Raw genomic sequence first — 16,565 nt, forward strand, 5'->3', positions numbered from 1 at the left:
CGTGCCCACCTTCTCCGCAGCGCGAGGCGACGCCTCGTTCACCGACGCCCACGGCGTCGAGATCGTCTACTCGACCTGGCGAGCGGCGCGCCCCAAGGGCATCGTGCAGATCGCGCACGGCGTCGGCGAGCACGGGCTGCGGTACGAGCCGTTGGCACAGGACCTCGTGCGTGCCGGGTACACCGTGCACGCGAACGACCACCGCGGGCACGGGCGCACCGGCCTCGGGCAGTGGGACGGCGACCACGCCAAGCTCGGTCGGCTCGGCCCCGGCGGACTGCGCGCCGCGATCGCCGCAGTCGAGCAGATGGGGAGGTCGCCCGGGCGGACACCCCCGGCGTGCCCCTGGTCCTGCTCGGGCACTCGTGGGGCTCGCTCATGGCGCAGCGGATCGTGAACACCGCGTCGGAGTCGTACGACGGGGTCGTGCTCTCCGCCACCGCCTACCGGTTGCCCGGCTGGATGAACAGCGGCGACCTCAACGCACGGCATGCAGGCTCCGGTCCGACCAAGTACGAGTGGCTCACCCGCGACCGGAAGATCATCGACGCGATGTCCGTCGACCCGCTCGCCGTCGAGGCCGACGTCATCGGCCTGTTCGGCCTGCCCGACACGCTCCGGCTGCTCGGGGTTCCGCGGCGAGGGATCCCGCACGACCTGCCCATGCTGCTGCAGGTCGGGTCCGACGACGCCCTCGGTGGGCCGCGGTCGGTCGAGCGGCTGGCACAGGCCTACCGGCGGCGCGGACGACTGTCCGACGTCACGGTGCAGGTCTACGAGGGGCGCGGCACGAGGTCTACAACGAGACGAACCGCGACGAGGTCGTGGCCGACCTGGTCGCGTGGCTGGACCGGGTGACGGCGCGTCGTTGAGGCGACGACGAGAGAACTGACGGGGCGCGGTGTGGGCGGGCGACGGTGCGGACGGGAGGCCCGTGGCGGGCCCGCCACGGGCCTCCCGTCCGGCACACGGATGCGGATGACGACCGGAGTGACGTGGACGAGGTGACCGTCGCGGTCCTCGAGCTGGCATCGGTCGAGGCAGTCGAGCGGCGCGAGCCCGCGGCGAGGCAGTACGTGCGCCCTGCGTTCGCGGCCCAGACGCGCGGCGAGCAGACCGTCCTGGTCGCGTGGATCGACGGGGTGCCGGTCGGCTCGGGCGAGGTGACCGCTGATGCCCGGCCCGAGCTCCGGAACCTCCGCGTCGACGCGGACCGGAGAGGTCAGGGCGTCGGGACCCGCCTCATCGCGGCGGCCGAGGCGCTGGCCACAGACCGGGGCGTGCTGCGGATCGGAGTCGCGCTCGACAACCCCGACGCACGGCGGCTCTACCAACGGCAGGGGTACGCCCCCACAGGCGAGATCGAGGAGTACGAGTACACGTACGTCGACGACGACGACCAGCGGGTGACGGTCCGTGAGGCGTCCGAGTACCTCGAGAAGGACCTGCCCGCGCGGGCGTACGCTCGACGCGTGCACGGTGAGTACAAGGTCCCAGGTGGAAAACTGGTCGTCGTCGACCTCGAAGTGGTCGAAGGGGACATCCAGGAGTTCCGGCTCGCCGGCGACTTCTTCCTCGAACCCGACGACGCGCTGCCGCTCATCGATGCGGCCGTCAACGGGCTGCCGGCGACGACCGACGCCGCCGGCATCGCCGCGGCCGTCCGCGCGGCGCTCCCGGCCGACGCCGTGCTGCTCGGCTTCACGCCAGAGTCCGTCGGGGTCGCCGTCCGCCGCGCGCTGTCCCGAGCGTCGTCGTGGCAGGACTACGACTGGCAGGTCATCCACGAGGGCCCGATCAGCCCGAACGAGCACCTCGCACTCGACCAGGTGCTGACCGAAGAAGTCGGCGCCGGACGTCGCGGTCCGACCCTGCGCATCTGGGAGTGGGACCAGCCCGCAGTCGTCATCGGGTCGTTCCAGTCGCTGAAGAACGAGGTCGACCCGGCCGGTGCCGAGAAGTTCGGCGTGCAGGTGGTGCGGCGGATCTCCGGCGGCGGCGCGATGTTCATGGATGCCGGCGCGATCATCTCGTACTCGCTCTACGTCCCCGCCGACCTGGTGCAGGGCATGACGTTCGCGGACTCCTACGCCTACCTGGACGAGTGGGTGATCGAGGCGCTGAAGTCCCTCGGCATCGACGCGTACTACCAGCCGCTCAACGACATCACCTCGGCGAAGGGCAAGATCGGCGGCGCTGCGCAGAAGCGCCTCGGCACCGGATCCCTGCTCCACCACGCCACCATGAGCTACGACATGGACGGCGAGAAGATGGTCCAGGTACTGCGGATCGGGCGCGAGAAGATGAGCGACAAGGGGACCACGTCGGCCGCGAAGCGCGTGGACCCGCTGCGCTCGCAGACCGGGCTGTCCCGCGCCGAGATCATCGACCGGCTGATCGGCACGTTCACGAAGCTGTACGGGGCGACTCCCGGCGCGGTGACCGATGCCGAGCGCGAGAAGGCGCAGGACCTGGTGCGGACGAAGTTCGCGACGAAGGAGTGGCTCGAGCGCGTGCCCTGAGCGGGCGCAGTCCCTGAGCGAGCTCGTGGTGGGCGGCCGGAGCAGAGGGGGACGCTCCGGCCGCCGCTCGACCAGTGTGACGACCGACTCCATGAACCACACGTGCGGATCATGAGAATCCCCGCGCGGCTGATGTCGTGGCCGGATCGTCCACGTAGCGTCGCTCGCGTGAACTGGTTGATCTTCCTGGGGGCGGTGGCCGCCGTGGCCGTCGTGGTGTGGATCGCCGATCGCGTGGGGTGGATCGACCTGTCGAACAAGTCCACGCGCAGCGGCGGATCCGGAGGCATCGGCGGGATGCTGGACGAAGTGTTCGCGCCGACCCGCCACGAGACGGGGGCCGAGTACGAACGGCAGTCGCGCCTCCCGAGGGAGGCACCGTCACCGGCGGACGACGACCACGACCTGCTCAGCGGCAGCGTGCTCATCAAGGTGCCGGCGGTGCGGAGCGCCGGTCGGCACGAAGCGCGGGTCGGGACGCACGACCGGTCGTACTGACCGCACGGCGGTCACCGGCCGCTCGCCGTGCGCGTCAGCGCGTCGTGAGTTCCTGGTAGTCCGGGTGCCGTTCGATCCACGCGCGGACGTAGCTGCACTGCGGCACGACCCGGAGGCTGCCGTCGCGCACGTCGTCGAGCGCGTGCTGCACGAGGATCGACGCGTGCCCACCACCGCGGTGCGACGGGTCGACCTCGGTGTGGACGAAGCGGATCTCGACGCCGTCGACCTCGTACGCCGCGAAGCCGATGACCTCGCCGTCCTCGACCAAGGAGTACTGCTGCTTGTCGGTGTCGTTCCGGACCTCGGGTGCTGCCATGCGCTGAGGCTACGCCGCGAGGCCGAGTCGCCGCTGGCTGCGCTGGCTGCGCTGGCTGCGCTTTCCTGCGCGGGGACCGGTGCGTCGCCGCTGGCTGCGCCACAATGGTCCCGTGCACACGGGAGACGACCGAGGCCCGGACCGAATCGTCCTCGGCGACGCCCTCGACGTGACCCCGGCGTTCGCCGACGGGACGTTCACCGTCGTGTACCTCGACCCGCCGTTCAACACGGGGCGGTACCAGCGGCGGCATGCTTCGTCCGCTGTACCGAGCGCCGACGGGCCGGTGATGGGGTTCCACGGACGGACCTACGAGCGCGTCCGCGGTGACCTGATGCGGTTCGACGACCGGTTCGAGGACTACTGGACGTTCCTCGAGCCCCGGCTGATCGAGGCCTGGCGACTCCTCACCACCGACGGCACCCTGTACCTGCACCTCGACTACCGCGAGTCGCACTACGCGAAGGTCCTGCTCGACGCGCTGTTCGGCCGCGAGTCGTTCCTGAACGAGATCGTCTGGGCCTACGACTACGGCGCCAAGTCCAAGTCGCGGTGGCCGACCAAGCACGACACGATCCTGGTCTACGTGAAGGACCCGTCGCAGTACTGGTTCGACTCGTCGGCGGTCGACCGCGAGCCCTACATGGCGCCGGGGCTCGTCACCGCGGAGAAGCGCGAGCGCGGCAAGCTCCCACCGACGTCTGGTGGCACACGATCGTGTCGCCGACCGGCAAGGAGAAGACCGGCTACCCGACGCAGAAGCCCGAGGGGTGCTGCGGCGGATCGTGCAGGCGTCGTCGCGGGAGGGTGACTGGGTGCTCGACTTCTTCGCCGGCAGCGGGACGACCGGGGCGGTGGCGTCGGCGCTCCGGCGGCGGTACGTGCTCGTCGACGACAACCCCGCCGCGGTCGAGGTCATGCGGAAGCGGTTGCCGGCGGCCTCGTTCGAGGTGGCGGATGCGGGGCCGGGTGGTCGTGCGGGCGAGGTGCCGGCGGGCTGACGGGCGCGGCGGCGGTGGCGCGTAGGTGCATGCTCGGGTGCGCGCGAGTGGTGGCCGCGCGCGGGCGGCGGCGGCCTCGCGTGGGTGCATGCAGGTGCATCGTGCGACGTTCCACGAGGTGATCGACGCGTGTTCCGTCGCAACATGCACACGATGCGGGTGCATGCTGCGACGTTCCACGAGGTGATCGACGCGCGTTCTGTCGGAACATGCACACGCACCGAGGGCGCGTGCAGTGCGACATCCTCGACGTCGTACGACATCGAGGACGACGCAACCGCGCGCCCGCAACAGTTGCACGCGCGCGGAAACGACAAGGTCGACGTCGTGCGACGTCGACCTTGTCGTTCCGAGTCGGCAGGGCCGACCTGCGCCCGCGCCTGCGTCTACTCGGCCGAGTGCCGCCCGTGCGGGTGCGCGTCGTCCGCGTCGTCCAGCCTGGAGGCGCGACTCGCCTCCGCAGCGTCGGCCCCGGTCGCAGGGGCGCCGGCGTCCACCACCGGGGCAGCGTGCGCAGCCCGGGTCCGGATGGCACCGGTCGTCGTCGGGGGCTCGTCGACCGGCGCAGCCGCCGAGTGGGCGCCGTGCGTCGTGGCGTCGGGCAGCGGCGCGCGGGTGCCGTCCGCGGCGACGTCGTTCGGCAGCACGTCGTTCGGCAGCACCGACACGTCTGACGATCCGGCCGCGCTTGCTGACCGGGGCTGGGCGGGCACGTCGGGCGAGGTCGGCACCGAGTCCGACGACGCGATCGAAGCCGAACCCGATCCGGCGCCGGCCGCACCAGCGCCCGCACCGGCTGCCGCAGCGTCGGCGTCAGCGGTCCGTGCGGCGTCCGCCTGCTCCTGCAGCGCCGAGGTCTTGCGCAGCGGCGGCACCCGGAAGAACCAGGTCAGCACGAACGCGAGCAGGATCACCGCGAGACCGACGTAGTACACGCGGACGGCCGAGTCGCTGAAGCCGACCAGGAACGGACGGGTGAGTCGCTTGTCCGCGCCGTTCAGGAACGAGGTGTCACTCGTCGCCGCGGAACCGGACGAACTCGCACTCGAGTCGCCGCTCTTCAGCTGCTTGATGAGCGTCGGGGCCACCTGGTCCACGACGTTCTCGCGTTGTGCCTTGTCCGAGTAGTCGACCTGCAGGGTGCCGTCGACGACGGTCGCGTTGGCCTTGGCCGCAGCCGTCTCGAGGGCCTGCTGCTCCGCGGCCGGCTTGGCGTCGTCGACCTGCTGGGCGATGACGGTGTCGGCTGCGGCGGCGGGGAGCTTGCCGGCCGCGACCTGCTGCTGCACGGCGGCCGTGACCTGCTTCGTGACGGCGGCGTCGGCGGCTTCCTTCGCCTGTACGGCGCCGTCGTTCAGGCCGTCCTGCACGTTCTTCTGTACCGGATCGACGATCTTCGTCCAGATCTGGTCCATCACGCCCTTGTTCTCGGAGGCGTTCGCGACCGAGGGGTGAGCGCGGCGTTGAGGGCGCTCTTCAGGTCGGTCTCGTTCTGCATCGCCGCGGTGATGTTCGTCGGCATCAGGGTGAACAGGACGGACAGCAGCACGGCGGTGCCCATGGTGCCGCCGATCTGCCGGAAGAACGTCGCGGCGCTGGTGGCGACACCGATGTCCCGCGGGGACACCGAGTTCTGCGCCGCGAGGGTCAGGGTCTGCATGAGCTGCCCGAGCCCGAGGCCGATGCCGAACATGCCGAGCATCAGGAACCACAGGGGGCGGTCGGCGGTCAGGAAGGTCAGGACCGTGAAGCCGATGGCCGTGAACGCCGTGCCCGTGATCGGGAAGACCTGGTAGTTGCCGGTCCGCGAGATGATCTGGCCCGAGGCGATCGACGAGATCATCAGACCGAGCACCATCGGGAGCATCGCGAACCCGGACTCGGTCGGGGTGACGCCCTTCACGATCTGCAGGTACAGCGGGATGGTCAGCATCGCGCCGAACATGCCGAAGCCGACGAGCACGGACAGGATCGCGGACATCGAGAACACCCGCGAGCCGAACAGCTTCATCGGCAGGATCGCGTCGCTGCCCATCGCCCGTTCGACGATGATGAACGCGATCAGACCGGCTGCACCGATGCCGTAGCAGGCGAAGGCGCCGGGGAGCTCCAGCCCCACTCGCGACCCTGCTCGGCGATGAGCAGCAACGGCACGAGGGTGACGATGACGAGCGTCGCACCCCACCAGTCGATCCGGGGCTTGCCACGGTCACCGAACTTCGGCAGGTGCAGGAACGTCAGCACCATGAACAGCGCGATGACGCCGATCGGCACGTTGATCAGGAACACCCAGCGCCAGCCGGAGATGAACAGCAGCTCGCTCGCACCGGCGAAGACGCCACCGACGAGCGGACCGATCACGGACGAGATGCCGAAGACCGCCAGGAAGTAGCCCTGGTACTTCGCCCGCTCGCGGGGCGCGAGCATGTCGCCCATGATCGCCAGCGGCAGGGACATCAGACCACCGGCACCGAGGCCCTGCAGCGCACGGAACCCGGCGAGCATGAGCATCGAGGTCGAGAACGACGCCGCGAACGACCCGACGATGAAGATGCCGATCGCCGTGATGAACAGCGGCCGCCGACCGAAGATGTCGGAGAGCTTGCCGTAGATCGGCGTCGTCACGGTCGAGGCGATCAGGTACCCGGTGGTGACCCAGGCCTGCTGGTCGAGGCCGTGCAGGTCGTCACCGATGGTGCGGATCGCGGTGCCGACGATCGTCTGGTCGAGGGCTCCGAGGAACATCCCGGCCATCAGGCCGTAGATCACCAACAGGATCTGTCGGTGGTTCATCACGACGTTGGACGCCGTGGTGGGGGCCGCGGGTGCGGTCGCCGTCTGGGTCATGAGCAGGGTCTCCCGGTACCGATGCGCTGGCGAAACGATTTTTGCGCTGCCTGCAAAGTTACATCTGCCGCAAGTACTCGGTTGCTCAGGAGCGGCTTCCTGTGTGGATCGGCAGTCACGGTACGCCCGGATCGCGGGCTCGGTGACGGTCCCGGTCCACGGCCAGGAGGCCCGGCTCGGCCCCGTCAGACCGCTGCGGTCTCCACGATCCGGGTCACACCCCGTGCCGCCAGCGCCGCGGGGTCGGCTGCGGTCCGGCTCGTCACGACGGTCACGGCCTCGCCGACGGCGCGCAGGCGGTGCCAGCGCTCGAAGACGGGGCCGCCCGGTGCCAGGTCCGCCCGACGGATCGGCAGGTCGGCCTCGTCGACGTCGACCACGACGGCACTCGTCCGCGGGGTCGGGATCGGGGCGGAGCGCCGTGCGTCGGCGACGACCTCGGCGTAGCGCCGGCCGAGTGGCTTCACGCGGTTGTCGACGTCGAGCAGGCCGAGCGAGTACTCCAGGTCCTTGAAGTCGCCCAGGTCGCGGGAGACGTCGTGGGAGCACCACCACGTGACCGCGTGCAGGCGTTCGGTGGTGAGGGCCGCGGCGACCGTGCGCTCGAGGAACTCGGGCATCTCGGACTCGGCGAGGTGCCGGTCAGGCGCCCCGACCTCCTGCAGCCAGACGGGTCGCTCGAGGTCGGTGGCGAAGGCGCGGGCGAGCTCGATCATCCACTCGGCGTGCCGGACGGACTCGTCGGAGAGTGCGCCGTACCGACCGGCCACCCCGTTGAAGATCCAGGAGTGCACGGTCGTGACGTCTCCGAGACGGCTGGCGTGCGCCGGCACGAACGGGTGGCCGTCGCGGTACCAGAGGTGGTCGTTCTCGGAGTGCGTGACGACGTGCCGAGGGTCCTTGTCGCGGGGTGCGCCGAGCAGGGACTCGAGCCAGTGCGTCACCTGCGCGGTGTCGGCCGGCATCGCGGCGGGGTTCGGCGGCTGGAACTGGTTGAGCTCGTTGCCCAGGGTCAGCCCGGTGAAGTTCGGGCGGTCGCGCACCGCGTCGTACACGGCGGCGACCAGGGCGGCCTGCGCGTCGATCGCCGGCTGGTCGGTGAACATGTTGCCGTCGTGCCAGTTCACGAGCCACGCGGGGACGAAGTCGAAGCCGGACATGTGCCCCTGGACGACGTCGACGCTGGCGTCCAGCCCGAACTCGGCGGCGATGTCGACCACCAGGGCCACATCGTCGAGGGCCCGTCGGCGGATGAGCGTGCGGTTCGGCTGCAGGGTCGGCCACAGCGGGAACAGCCGGACGTGGTCGAGGCCGAGGGCGGCGATCGCCTCGAGGTCGCGGCGGATCGCTGATTCCTCCACCGACTGCCACTGGAACATCCAGTCGGTCGAGGGCACGTAGTTCACGCCGAAGCGCGTGGCGGTGGTCATCGGTCTCCTTCGGTCAGGGAACGGTGGCGGCGGCTGGGGCGGGGGCGGGGCCGGTCGAGCCGCGGACGTGCAGGGCGCGCCCACCGACCTCGGCATCGGTGACCTCGTCGCCGCGGACGAGTCGTTCGACCAGGGCGACGGCGGTGCGGGCGGACTCCTCGACGGGGGCGTCGAGGGCGGTCAGCGACGGGCGCACGATCGACGAGACCCACGAGTCCTCCCACGCGACGACGGACAGGTCCTCGGGCACGCGGACGCCGAGCTCGGGGGCGTGCGCGATCACCTCGGCCGCGATCGCCTCGCCGTCCAGGACGATCGCGGTGGCACGGTCGAGCCGGGCGAGCAGGTCGGCCACCGGGTCCTCGGCGTCGGCTCGCCACCCGAGCACGAGCGCGTCCACGCCCCGACGTAGTGCTGCGGCGGTGAAGCGGGCGTCGCGGGCGCCGGTGTGCGCGAGTGCCGGGCCGTCCCCGACGCGGGCGATCCGGCGGTGCCCGAGCGAACCGAGGTGGTCGAGCAAGGATTCGGTCGCGTCGGCGTCGCCCACCGTGACCGCCGGGACGGTGCTGCCGGGGATCGGTGCGCCGAGCATGACGGCCGGGGCCGCCAGGTGCTGCAGCATCGGGATGCGGGGGTCGTCGGTGCGGACGTCGACGAGCAGGAAGCCGTCGACCCGCTGCTCGGTCCACCACTGCCGGTAGACGGCGGCTTCGTCGTCGGCCTGCACGAGGGTGACGGACAGCGACCAGCCGATCGCGGCGAGGGGTTCGGTCAGCCCGGCGATCAGCCGCATGGTGAACGGGTCGCGCTGGAAGGTGTCGCGCGAGCGGGCGAGGACCAGCCCCAGGCTGCGACCCGCGTTGCCGGAGAGCTTGCGGCTCGCCAGGTTCGGCCGCCAGTTCAGGTCGTCGGCGGCCTTGCGGATGCGGGTCGCGGTGGCGGCGGACACGTTCGGCCGCCCGTTGAAGACGTGCGAGACCGCCGAGGTCGAGACGCCGGCGCGCTTGGCGACCTGCGCGATGGTCACGCGGCGTCGGTCGACGGCTCCGGCGGTGGTGTCGCTCATGCCGTCGAGCGTAGAGGCTTGACCACCTCGTGTAAAGCGGTATACGTTGCTCGTCACCTGAAGTACACCGCTGTACCAAATGCATCGCGATCGCTCCACCATCCACTGCCAGGGAGGCACCGTGACGGACGGCATCAGTAGGCGCACCCTCATCGGAGCCGGGCTCGGCGCCGGCATCCTCGCGCCGATCCTGGCCGGGTGCAGCGCCCTCACCCCGGCCTCGAGCGGCCCCGGCACGCTGAGCGTGCACACCCAGCTCAGCGGCGCGGTCGCCGGCGCGCAGACGTTCACGGACGTCGTCGCCGCCTACCGTCGTCGCACGGACCGCAAGGTCGCCCTGCTCTCGAACGGGTCCGACCTGCCGATCGTCTTCGAGACGAGTTCCCTCGCCGGCAAGGAAGCCGACGTCGCGATCGTGAACATGGTCGGGCGGACGTTGTCCTGGACGGGTGAGGACGCCACGATCGACGTCTCCCGCTACCTCGACGAGTGGGGCCTGCGCGACAAGATCATCCCCGAGGCGCTCGAGGAGTGGACCGACGACCAGGGCCGGCTCCGGGCGTTCCCGTTCACCCGGACGAACTGGCCGGTGTCGTTCAACACGGCGCTGCTCGAACAGGCCGGTGTCAGCGAGATCCCGACGACCTCGGACGCGCTCATCGCCGCTGCCGACCGCCTGCGCTCCGCCGGCATCGGGCCGGTCACCGTCGGTGGGTCGGACTGGAGCGGGCAGAAGCTCCTCATGCAGGTGATCCAGGGGTTCGTGTCCCAGGACGAAGCGGCGAAGGTCTTCTCCACGGGCAGGATCTCGGAGAGCGCCGGTGCGGTCCGCGGCGTCGAGCACTTCGTCGAGCTCCGCGACGCCGGGGTCTTCGTGGACTCGGTGCAGGGCTTCACGTCGGACTCCGAACTGACGCAGTTCACCACGCGCAAGGCCGCGATCGTCCCCGCGATGTCCTCTGCCCTGGCGCTGGTGTCGAAGGAACGCGCGAAGGAGGTCACCGTGGGTGGCTGGCCGGTCCCCGCGCAGCACGCGGCCATCGCGCACCCGAGCGTCATCAAGAGCTACAACGGGCACGGCATCTGGATCAGCGAGAACGGCCGGGCGAAGCTCGACCTCATCAAGCCGTTCGTGCAGTACCTGTACTCGTCGGCCGTGACGACCGAGTTCGTCCTCGACTCCGGCCGTGACATGAGCCGGATCACCGACACCGTCAGCCGCGACTTCCCGCTCGTCGCCCAGGCGTCGAAGCTCACCGACGACCAGGTCACCCCGGTGATGCTGCCCGACCTGCTCGTGCCCGACTCGGCGTACGAGCCGATGATCCGCGCGACCAGCCTGGCGTACGGCTCGGGCACCTCGGCCGACCGCATCATCGACCTCTTCGAGCGCGCCTACACGGCCGCCTGACCCACCCGACCCTGCGAGAAGGAGCTCCCCATGGCAGTGCTCGTCGAGGAACCACCCGTCCGGTCGGCGTCGGCCCCGCCCGGGCCCGCCCGCCGCGGATCGCGCGCCGTCGGCACCACCCGCGGCAGCTTCCCGACCTTCGCGATCCCAGCGCTCGTCTGGTACGGCCTGTTCATGATCGGGCCGGTCGTCGCGATGATCGTGATCGCCTTCCTGAGCTGGCCCGGCATGCTCGTCTCGCCGACGTTCGCGGGGCTCGACAACTTCCGGGTGCTGTTCTCCGACGAGACGTTCTGGGCCGCGGTCCGGAACAGCACGGTGCAGATCGTGGTGGGGCTGCCGATCATGATCGTGCTGGCGTTCCTGCTCGCCTTCCACGTCGTGCAGAAGCCGCGCGGGCACAAGGTGCTCCGCTACCTGCTCTTCATCCCGGCGCTCATCTCGGCACCGGCCACGGCGATGATGTTCTACGCGATGCTCAACCCCGACGGTCTGGTCAACGGGGTGCTCGCGACGCTCGGCATCGGCGGCAAGGCCTGGCTGGCCGACCCCGCGACCGCCCTCGGCGCACTCATCGTCGTCGACCTGTGGGCAGGCATCGGGTACTCGGCGGTGCTCATCGCGAGCCGGCTCGACGGCGTCGACACCGAGGTCGTGCAGGCCGCGCGCATGGACGGCGCCGGATCGTGGCGGCTGGCATGGGGTGTGTACTGGCCGATCGCCCGCGACTTCATCGGGGTCGTGGCGATGCTGCAGTTCTTGTCAATGCTCTTCAGCTCGGCGCAGAACGTGCTCCTGCTGACCCAGGGCGGCCCGGGCACCGCGACCACGACGCTGTCGTACCTCGTGTACCAGAAGGCGTTCGTCGACACCGACCTCGGCTACAGCCAGGCCGTCGGCGTCGTCCTGTTCGTGCTCGGACTCGCCGGGATGTTCGTCATCCGCCGCGTCCTGCGCAAGACCCACTGACCGACAGACCCCGGGAGACCACCATGGCGAAACCCACCGCCGGCATCCGGCTGCGTGACCGGATCGGCTCCATCACGAGCGGCACCGTGGCGTGGATCTACGCCGCCCTGCTGATCCTGCCCTTCTACTACTTCGTGGTGTCGTCGTTCAAGGACAACGACGGCATCTTCGAGTCCCCGTTGGCGCTGCCCGCGTCGTGGGACCTGTCGAACTTCACCGAGGCGATCCGCCAGGCTTCGCTCGGACCGGCCATCGCGAACTCGGCGATCACGACGGTGGCGGCCCTCGTGCTGACCCTCGTCCTCGCGCTGCCGGCGTCGTTCGCCCTCGCCCGGGCCACCGGCCGCGCCGGACGGATCGTCGAGGGACTCTTCTCGCTCGGGTTCCTCATCCCGTCGTTCGCGGCGCTGTTCCCGACGTTCCTGCTCGCCGCCGGGATGGGGCTGTTCCACACCCGGACGTTCCTCGTGCTCCTGCTGCCGGCGACCGCGATGCCCCTGGCCGTCGTGATCCTGACGCAGTTCATGCGGACGATCCCGCGCGAACTGGAAGAGGCGGCGTCGATGGACGGCGCCTCGGCGTGGCAGGTGATGCGCCAGGTGTACCTGCCGATCTGCATCCCGGGCATCGCCACGGTGCTGCTGCTGAACTTCCTGTCGTTCTGGAACGAGTACCTGTACGCCCTGGTGCTCATCGGGCCGGACACCGCGCAGCGGACGATCCAGGTGGCGCTCCCGACGCTGAAGGTCGACGCCGGCACCGACTACGGGATGCTCATGGCCGGCACGCTGTTCACACTGTTGCCGGTGTACCTCGTGTACTCGATCCTGCAGCGCCAGATGCAGCGTGCCCTGGTCTCCGGAGCGATCAAGGGATGAGCGAGCTCCCGACCGAGCACCCAACCGAGCACCCGACCGGGCGCCGGACCGCGAGCAGTCTCGACGTCCGCGCCCGCATCGGCCAGCTCAACCAGCGCCTGAAGGGCTGGGAGGCCGTCCGCTGGGTCGACGGCCGCCCGCGGATCACCGACGTCCTGCGCGCCGAGGTCGACCGGTGGGGCGGCATCGGCGCGGTCTACGGCGTGCTCCGCGCCGACCCCTGGTCCGGTGTGCACTGGGGCAACGGCATCCCACCCGAACGCTCCGCCGAGGCCTACGCCGCCGTGCAGGACCACGTCGTCGCACACAGTGACGGCGGCGTCCCCACGCTCTTCGTGGAAGAGGTCCCGCACGGGCTGCAGGCCCTCGGTGGCACGACGGTGCCGGTGAACCTCGCGCTCGGCGCCGCGATGGACGAGCAGCTCGTCGAGGACCTCGCGGCCGCGGTCGCCGCCGAGGTCAGCGCCCGCGGCACCCACGTCGCCCTCGTCTCCGGGCTCGACGTCCTGCGCGACCCCCGGTGGGGCCGGAGCGAGGAGTGCTGGTCCGAGGACGCCGCGCTCGCCGCGATCATGGTCGCCGCCACCGTCCGGGGCATGCAGGGCGGCGGTCCGGGTCCGATCGACGACCGGCACGTCGCGGTCGTCGCGAAGCACCTGGCCGGGCAGGGCGCCGGCATCGGTGGGCGGAACGGTTCCGGTGCCCCGATCGGCCGCCGCGAGCTCGCCGAGGTGCACCTGCCGCCGGCGCTCGCCGCGGCACGCGAACACGTCGCCGGGTTCATGGCGGCGTACAACGACGTCGACGGGGTGCCGTGCTGCGGCAACCGCGACCTGCTCACCACCACGATCCGCGACGCCTGGGGTTGGGACGGGCTCGTGATGGCCGACGGCACCGCCGTCGACCGGCTGCGCGACGTCACCCCCGACCCGGCCTCGGCGGCGGCGCTCGCGCTCCGTGCCGGGGTCGACCTGAGCCTGTGGGACGAGGCCTACACGCACCTCGACGAGGCGCTGGACCGGGGCCTGGTCAGCACCGACGACCTCGACCAGGCGGTGGACCGCGTGCTCGCCCTGAAGCGCCGCGTCGGCCTGCTCGCGACGCCGACAACAGCACCACCGACGACACCAGCACCACCAACGACACCAGCACCAGCACCGACGCGCGCCGAGCCGCCGGAGCGCGCGACCATCGCGCTCGCCGAGCGCGCCGCTCTCCGCGCCGTGGTCGCCCTGGGTGGTGCACTGCCCGTGATCGCACCCGACGCCGTCGTCGCCGTGGTCGGCCCGAACGCCGACGACGTCGACGCCCTGCTCGGCGACTACGCACCCCCGAGGCCGCCCGTCGACCCCGGAGCGTCCACCGTCCGCTCTGCCCTGGAGGCCCGGCTCGGCCCCGCCCGGATCCGCACCGCCCGGGGCAGCGGGCTCCGACACCCCCTGCCGGGCCCCGACGGGCTCCTCGCGGTCCGCACGGCGCTCCTCGGCGCCGACATCGCGGTGGTGGTGCTCGGCGGTTCGAGTCGTCGCGCGTACGACGACGGCTTCGAGGACAACGGCGCCGTCAGCGGTCCGGCACCGGACACCACGAACGGCGAGGGGGTCGACCTGGCCTCGATCGCCGTGCCCGAGGCCCAGCTCGACGTGCTCCGCGCCGCCCGCGAGAGCGGTCTGCCGGTCGTCGCGGTCGTCGTCGACGGTCGACCACGGGTCCTGGCCGAGGTGCTCGCCCTGGCCGACGCCGTGCTCGTCGTGCCGTTCCCCGGACCCTCCGGCGGCCGAGCCGTCGCGGACGTGCTGTTCGGTGCCCCGGCCGAGGGGCGACTCCCCGCGACGTGGCCCGGCGCCGACGGCGTCCTGCCCGTGGCGCACGACGAGCGCCTCGAGACGGCACGCGGCTACGTCGACGTGACCAGCCGCTCGACCGTGACCGGTGCACCCGGGCCGGGTGACGGGGTGGACGTCCGCCTGGCGGAGGGAGCGACGCGGTGACTGCTGTGCGCCTCCTGGCCGGGGGGACGGTGACCGTGCCGGTGACGGTGCGCAACACGTCGGACGCACTCCGTCGGGTCTCGGTGCCCCTGTGGGGGCGGCGGCGTGAACCCGGTGTCCGTCCGCGGCGACGACGACTGCTCGACCTGGTGACGGTCGACGTGCCCGCCGGTGGGACCGTCGACACCACGTACGCGCTCGGACTCGATGCGCTCGGCACGTGGGACGCTGGTCTCCGGCTCGGTGCACGGCCGCTCGAACTCGACTGCTGGACGGACGACGTGCTCGATCCACCCAGGTCGACGCGGACCGTCCGCGTCACCGACGGACAGGAGTCAGTGCGATGGGTGTCGTGACGCAGACGCAGCTCGAGGAGATCACGCCGACGCTGGTGGCGGCCGCCGACCGGGTCCGGGCCGCGGTCGGCACCGAGGTCGGCGACCGCGTGGAGCGCGCGCTGGTCCGCACGCTGCGGGACACGATCTCGATCGACGACGACGGCGCCTTCGTGATCACGGGGGACATCCCGGCGATGTGGCTCCGCGACTCGACGACGCAGATGACGCCGTACCTGCGGTTCGTGGCGGACGACCCGGCGCTCGCGGAGCTGCTCTGGGCGGTGGTGCGGCGGCAGTTCCGGCTGATCGAGCACGACCCGTACGCGAACTCGTTCAACCGCGAACCGAACGGCGCGCACTACGACCCCGACGACCTGAACGCCGACCCGCTGGTGTGGGAGCAGAAGTACGAGGTCGACAGCCTGGCCTACCCGGTGACCTTCGCGCACGCGCTGTGGCGGGCGACCGGGTCGACCGCGGTGCTCGACGAGCGGGCCCACCGGGTGTTCCGCACGATCGTCACGCAGTGGCGCACCGAACAGGACCACGAGGCCTCGGCCTACCGGTTCGTCCGCGACGGGGCGATCCCGACCGAGACCCTCGCGCGCGACGGCCGCGGCACCCCGATCGCGGTGACGGGCATGACGTGGTGCGGGTTCCGCCCGTCGGACGACGCCTGCACGTACGGCTACAACGTGCCGGCGAACCTGTTCGCCGCCGAGGCGCTGCTCGCCGTCGCCGCCATCGCCAGGGACGTCTGGTCCGACACCGGCCTGGCGGACGACGCCGACGTGCTGCGCGCGAGCATCCTGGACGGCGTCCGGCAGCACGGCGTCGTGGCCGGGCCGGCGGGCGAGGACGTCTACGCCTACGAGGTCGACGGGCTGGGCGGCGTGCTGCTCATGGACGACGCGAACACCCCGTCGCTGCTGTCCCTGCCGTTGTCGGCGCCGTCGGTGCTCGACGACTCGGTGTGGGCGGCGACGCGGGACTTCGTGCTGTCACCGGCCAACCCGTACTGGTTCAGCGGCACCGCGGCGGCCGGCGTCGGCAGCCCGCACACGTTGCCGCAGCGGGTGTGGCCGATCGCCCTGGCGGTCGAGGGGCTCGTGTCCGGGTCGCCGGCGCGTCGCCGGGAACTGCTCGACGTGCTCGTGGCGACCGACGGCGGGACCGGCGACATGCACGAGTCGTTCGACGTCGAGGACCCGGCGCAGTTCTCGCGCCCGTGGTTCTCGTGGGCCGACGCGATGTTCTGCGAACTGGCACTGGCGGCGGCCGAGGACTGAACCTCG

Annotated in this window: 11 protein-coding genes and 4 pseudogenes; 11 read left to right on the forward strand and 4 right to left on the reverse strand. The window is 71.3% G+C overall.

Features of this window, described 5'->3' with window-relative positions; translation table 11 throughout:
• Position 1: 1 nt before the first annotated feature.
• The 4 genes and pseudogenes from JN350_RS06315 to JN350_RS06325 all read left to right on the forward strand — a co-directional run bounded on the left by JN350_RS06315 (position 2) and on the right by JN350_RS06325 (position 3,020).
• Positions 2-872, forward strand: a pseudogene (locus JN350_RS06315) (alpha/beta hydrolase).
• A 132-nt stretch (positions 873-1,004) separates the two neighbouring features.
• Positions 1,005-1,355: pseudogene (locus JN350_RS19075) on the forward strand (GNAT family N-acetyltransferase); the annotation flags it as partial.
• 117 nt (positions 1,356-1,472) lie between these two features.
• Positions 1,473-2,522, forward strand: coding sequence for a lipoate--protein ligase family protein (locus JN350_RS06320; protein ID WP_240347693.1), 1,050 nt, complete (start codon positions 1,473-1,475; stop codon positions 2,520-2,522).
• 168 nt (positions 2,523-2,690) lie between these two features.
• The gene (locus JN350_RS06325; RefSeq protein ID WP_205463958.1) at positions 2,691-3,020 is read left to right on the forward strand and encodes a hypothetical protein; all 330 of its coding nucleotides are present in this window, start codon (positions 2,691-2,693) and stop codon (positions 3,018-3,020) included.
• A gap of 34 nt (positions 3,021-3,054) precedes the next feature.
• On the opposite strand, the gene JN350_RS06330 is transcribed toward JN350_RS06325, so the two are convergent.
• A complete protein-coding gene (locus tag JN350_RS06330) occupies positions 3,055-3,339 on the reverse strand; it encodes a GNAT family N-acetyltransferase (RefSeq protein ID WP_205463959.1) in 285 nt (94 codons plus the stop codon).
• Positions 3,340-3,433: 94 nt separating this feature from the next.
• Between JN350_RS06330 and JN350_RS06335 the strand changes: the two are divergent.
• Positions 3,434-4,340, forward strand: a pseudogene (locus JN350_RS06335) (DNA-methyltransferase).
• Positions 4,341-5,161: 821 nt separating this feature from the next.
• Here the strand turns inward: JN350_RS06335 and JN350_RS06340 are convergent.
• From JN350_RS06340 to JN350_RS06350, 3 genes and pseudogenes are all read right to left on the reverse strand, one after another.
• Positions 5,162-7,187, reverse strand: a pseudogene (locus JN350_RS06340) (MDR family MFS transporter); the annotation flags it as partial.
• A 185-nt stretch (positions 7,188-7,372) separates the two neighbouring features.
• Entirely contained in the window at positions 7,373-8,617 is a 1,245-nt protein-coding gene (locus tag JN350_RS06345; protein ID WP_205463960.1) for a glycoside hydrolase 5 family protein, read from the reverse strand.
• Positions 8,618-8,630: 13 nt separating this feature from the next.
• On the reverse strand, positions 8,631-9,683 hold the full coding sequence (locus tag JN350_RS06350) for a LacI family DNA-binding transcriptional regulator (RefSeq protein ID WP_205463961.1): 1,053 nt from the start codon (positions 9,681-9,683) through the stop codon (positions 8,631-8,633).
• A gap of 121 nt (positions 9,684-9,804) precedes the next feature.
• Here JN350_RS06350 and JN350_RS06355 point away from each other — a divergent pair, with 121 nt between their 5' ends.
• The 6 genes from JN350_RS06355 to JN350_RS06380 are packed head-to-tail and all read left to right on the forward strand — an operon-like array spanning position 9,805 to position 16,559.
• Entirely contained in the window at positions 9,805-11,094 is a 1,290-nt protein-coding gene (locus JN350_RS06355) for an ABC transporter substrate-binding protein (RefSeq protein ID WP_240347583.1), read from the forward strand.
• A gap of 30 nt (positions 11,095-11,124) precedes the next feature.
• On the forward strand, positions 11,125-12,063 hold the full coding sequence (locus JN350_RS06360; protein WP_205463963.1) for a carbohydrate ABC transporter permease: 939 nt from the start codon (positions 11,125-11,127) through the stop codon (positions 12,061-12,063).
• 23 nt (positions 12,064-12,086) lie between these two features.
• The gene (locus tag JN350_RS06365) at positions 12,087-12,941 is read left to right on the forward strand and encodes a carbohydrate ABC transporter permease (RefSeq protein ID WP_123293697.1); all 855 of its coding nucleotides are present in this window, start codon (positions 12,087-12,089) and stop codon (positions 12,939-12,941) included.
• The gene (locus tag JN350_RS06370) at positions 12,938-14,932 is read left to right on the forward strand and encodes a glycoside hydrolase family 3 protein (protein ID WP_205463964.1); all 1,995 of its coding nucleotides are present in this window, start codon (positions 12,938-12,940) and stop codon (positions 14,930-14,932) included. Before JN350_RS06365 ends, JN350_RS06370 begins: the two co-directional genes overlap by 4 nt.
• On the forward strand, positions 14,929-15,288 hold the full coding sequence (locus JN350_RS06375) for a hypothetical protein (RefSeq protein ID WP_205463965.1): 360 nt from the start codon (positions 14,929-14,931) through the stop codon (positions 15,286-15,288). The genes JN350_RS06370 and JN350_RS06375 overlap by 4 nt, the downstream gene beginning before the upstream one ends.
• Complete coding sequence (locus tag JN350_RS06380; RefSeq protein ID WP_240347584.1) at positions 15,285-16,559, forward strand: glycoside hydrolase family 125 protein; 1,275 nt, start codon at positions 15,285-15,287, stop codon at positions 16,557-16,559. The genes JN350_RS06375 and JN350_RS06380 overlap by 4 nt, the downstream gene beginning before the upstream one ends.
• The last annotated feature ends 6 nt before the right edge of the window (positions 16,560-16,565 follow it).

The sequence above is a fragment of the Curtobacterium sp. 24E2 genome, assembly GCF_016925595.1.
In the GTDB taxonomy this organism is placed as follows: Bacteria; Actinomycetota; Actinomycetes; order Actinomycetales; family Microbacteriaceae; genus Curtobacterium.

Bases quoted from the DNA above. Each gene is read 5' to 3' on its own strand.
- JN350_RS06330 (WP_205463959.1), bottom strand. From the start codon at position 3,339: ATGGCAGCACCCGAGGTCCGGAACGACACCGACAAGCAGCAGTACTCC.
- JN350_RS06345 (WP_205463960.1), bottom strand. From the start codon at position 8,617: ATGACCACCGCCACGCGCTTCGGCGTGAACTACGTGCCCTCGACCGAC.
- JN350_RS06350 (WP_205463961.1), bottom strand. From the start codon at position 9,683: ATGAGCGACACCACCGCCGGAGCCGTCGACCGACGCCGCGTGACCATC.
- JN350_RS06360 (WP_205463963.1), top strand. From the start codon at position 11,125: ATGGCAGTGCTCGTCGAGGAACCACCCGTCCGGTCGGCGTCGGCCCCG.
- JN350_RS06365 (WP_123293697.1), top strand. From the start codon at position 12,087: ATGGCGAAACCCACCGCCGGCATCCGGCTGCGTGACCGGATCGGCTCC.
- JN350_RS06370 (WP_205463964.1), top strand. From the start codon at position 12,938: ATGAGCGAGCTCCCGACCGAGCACCCAACCGAGCACCCGACCGGGCGC.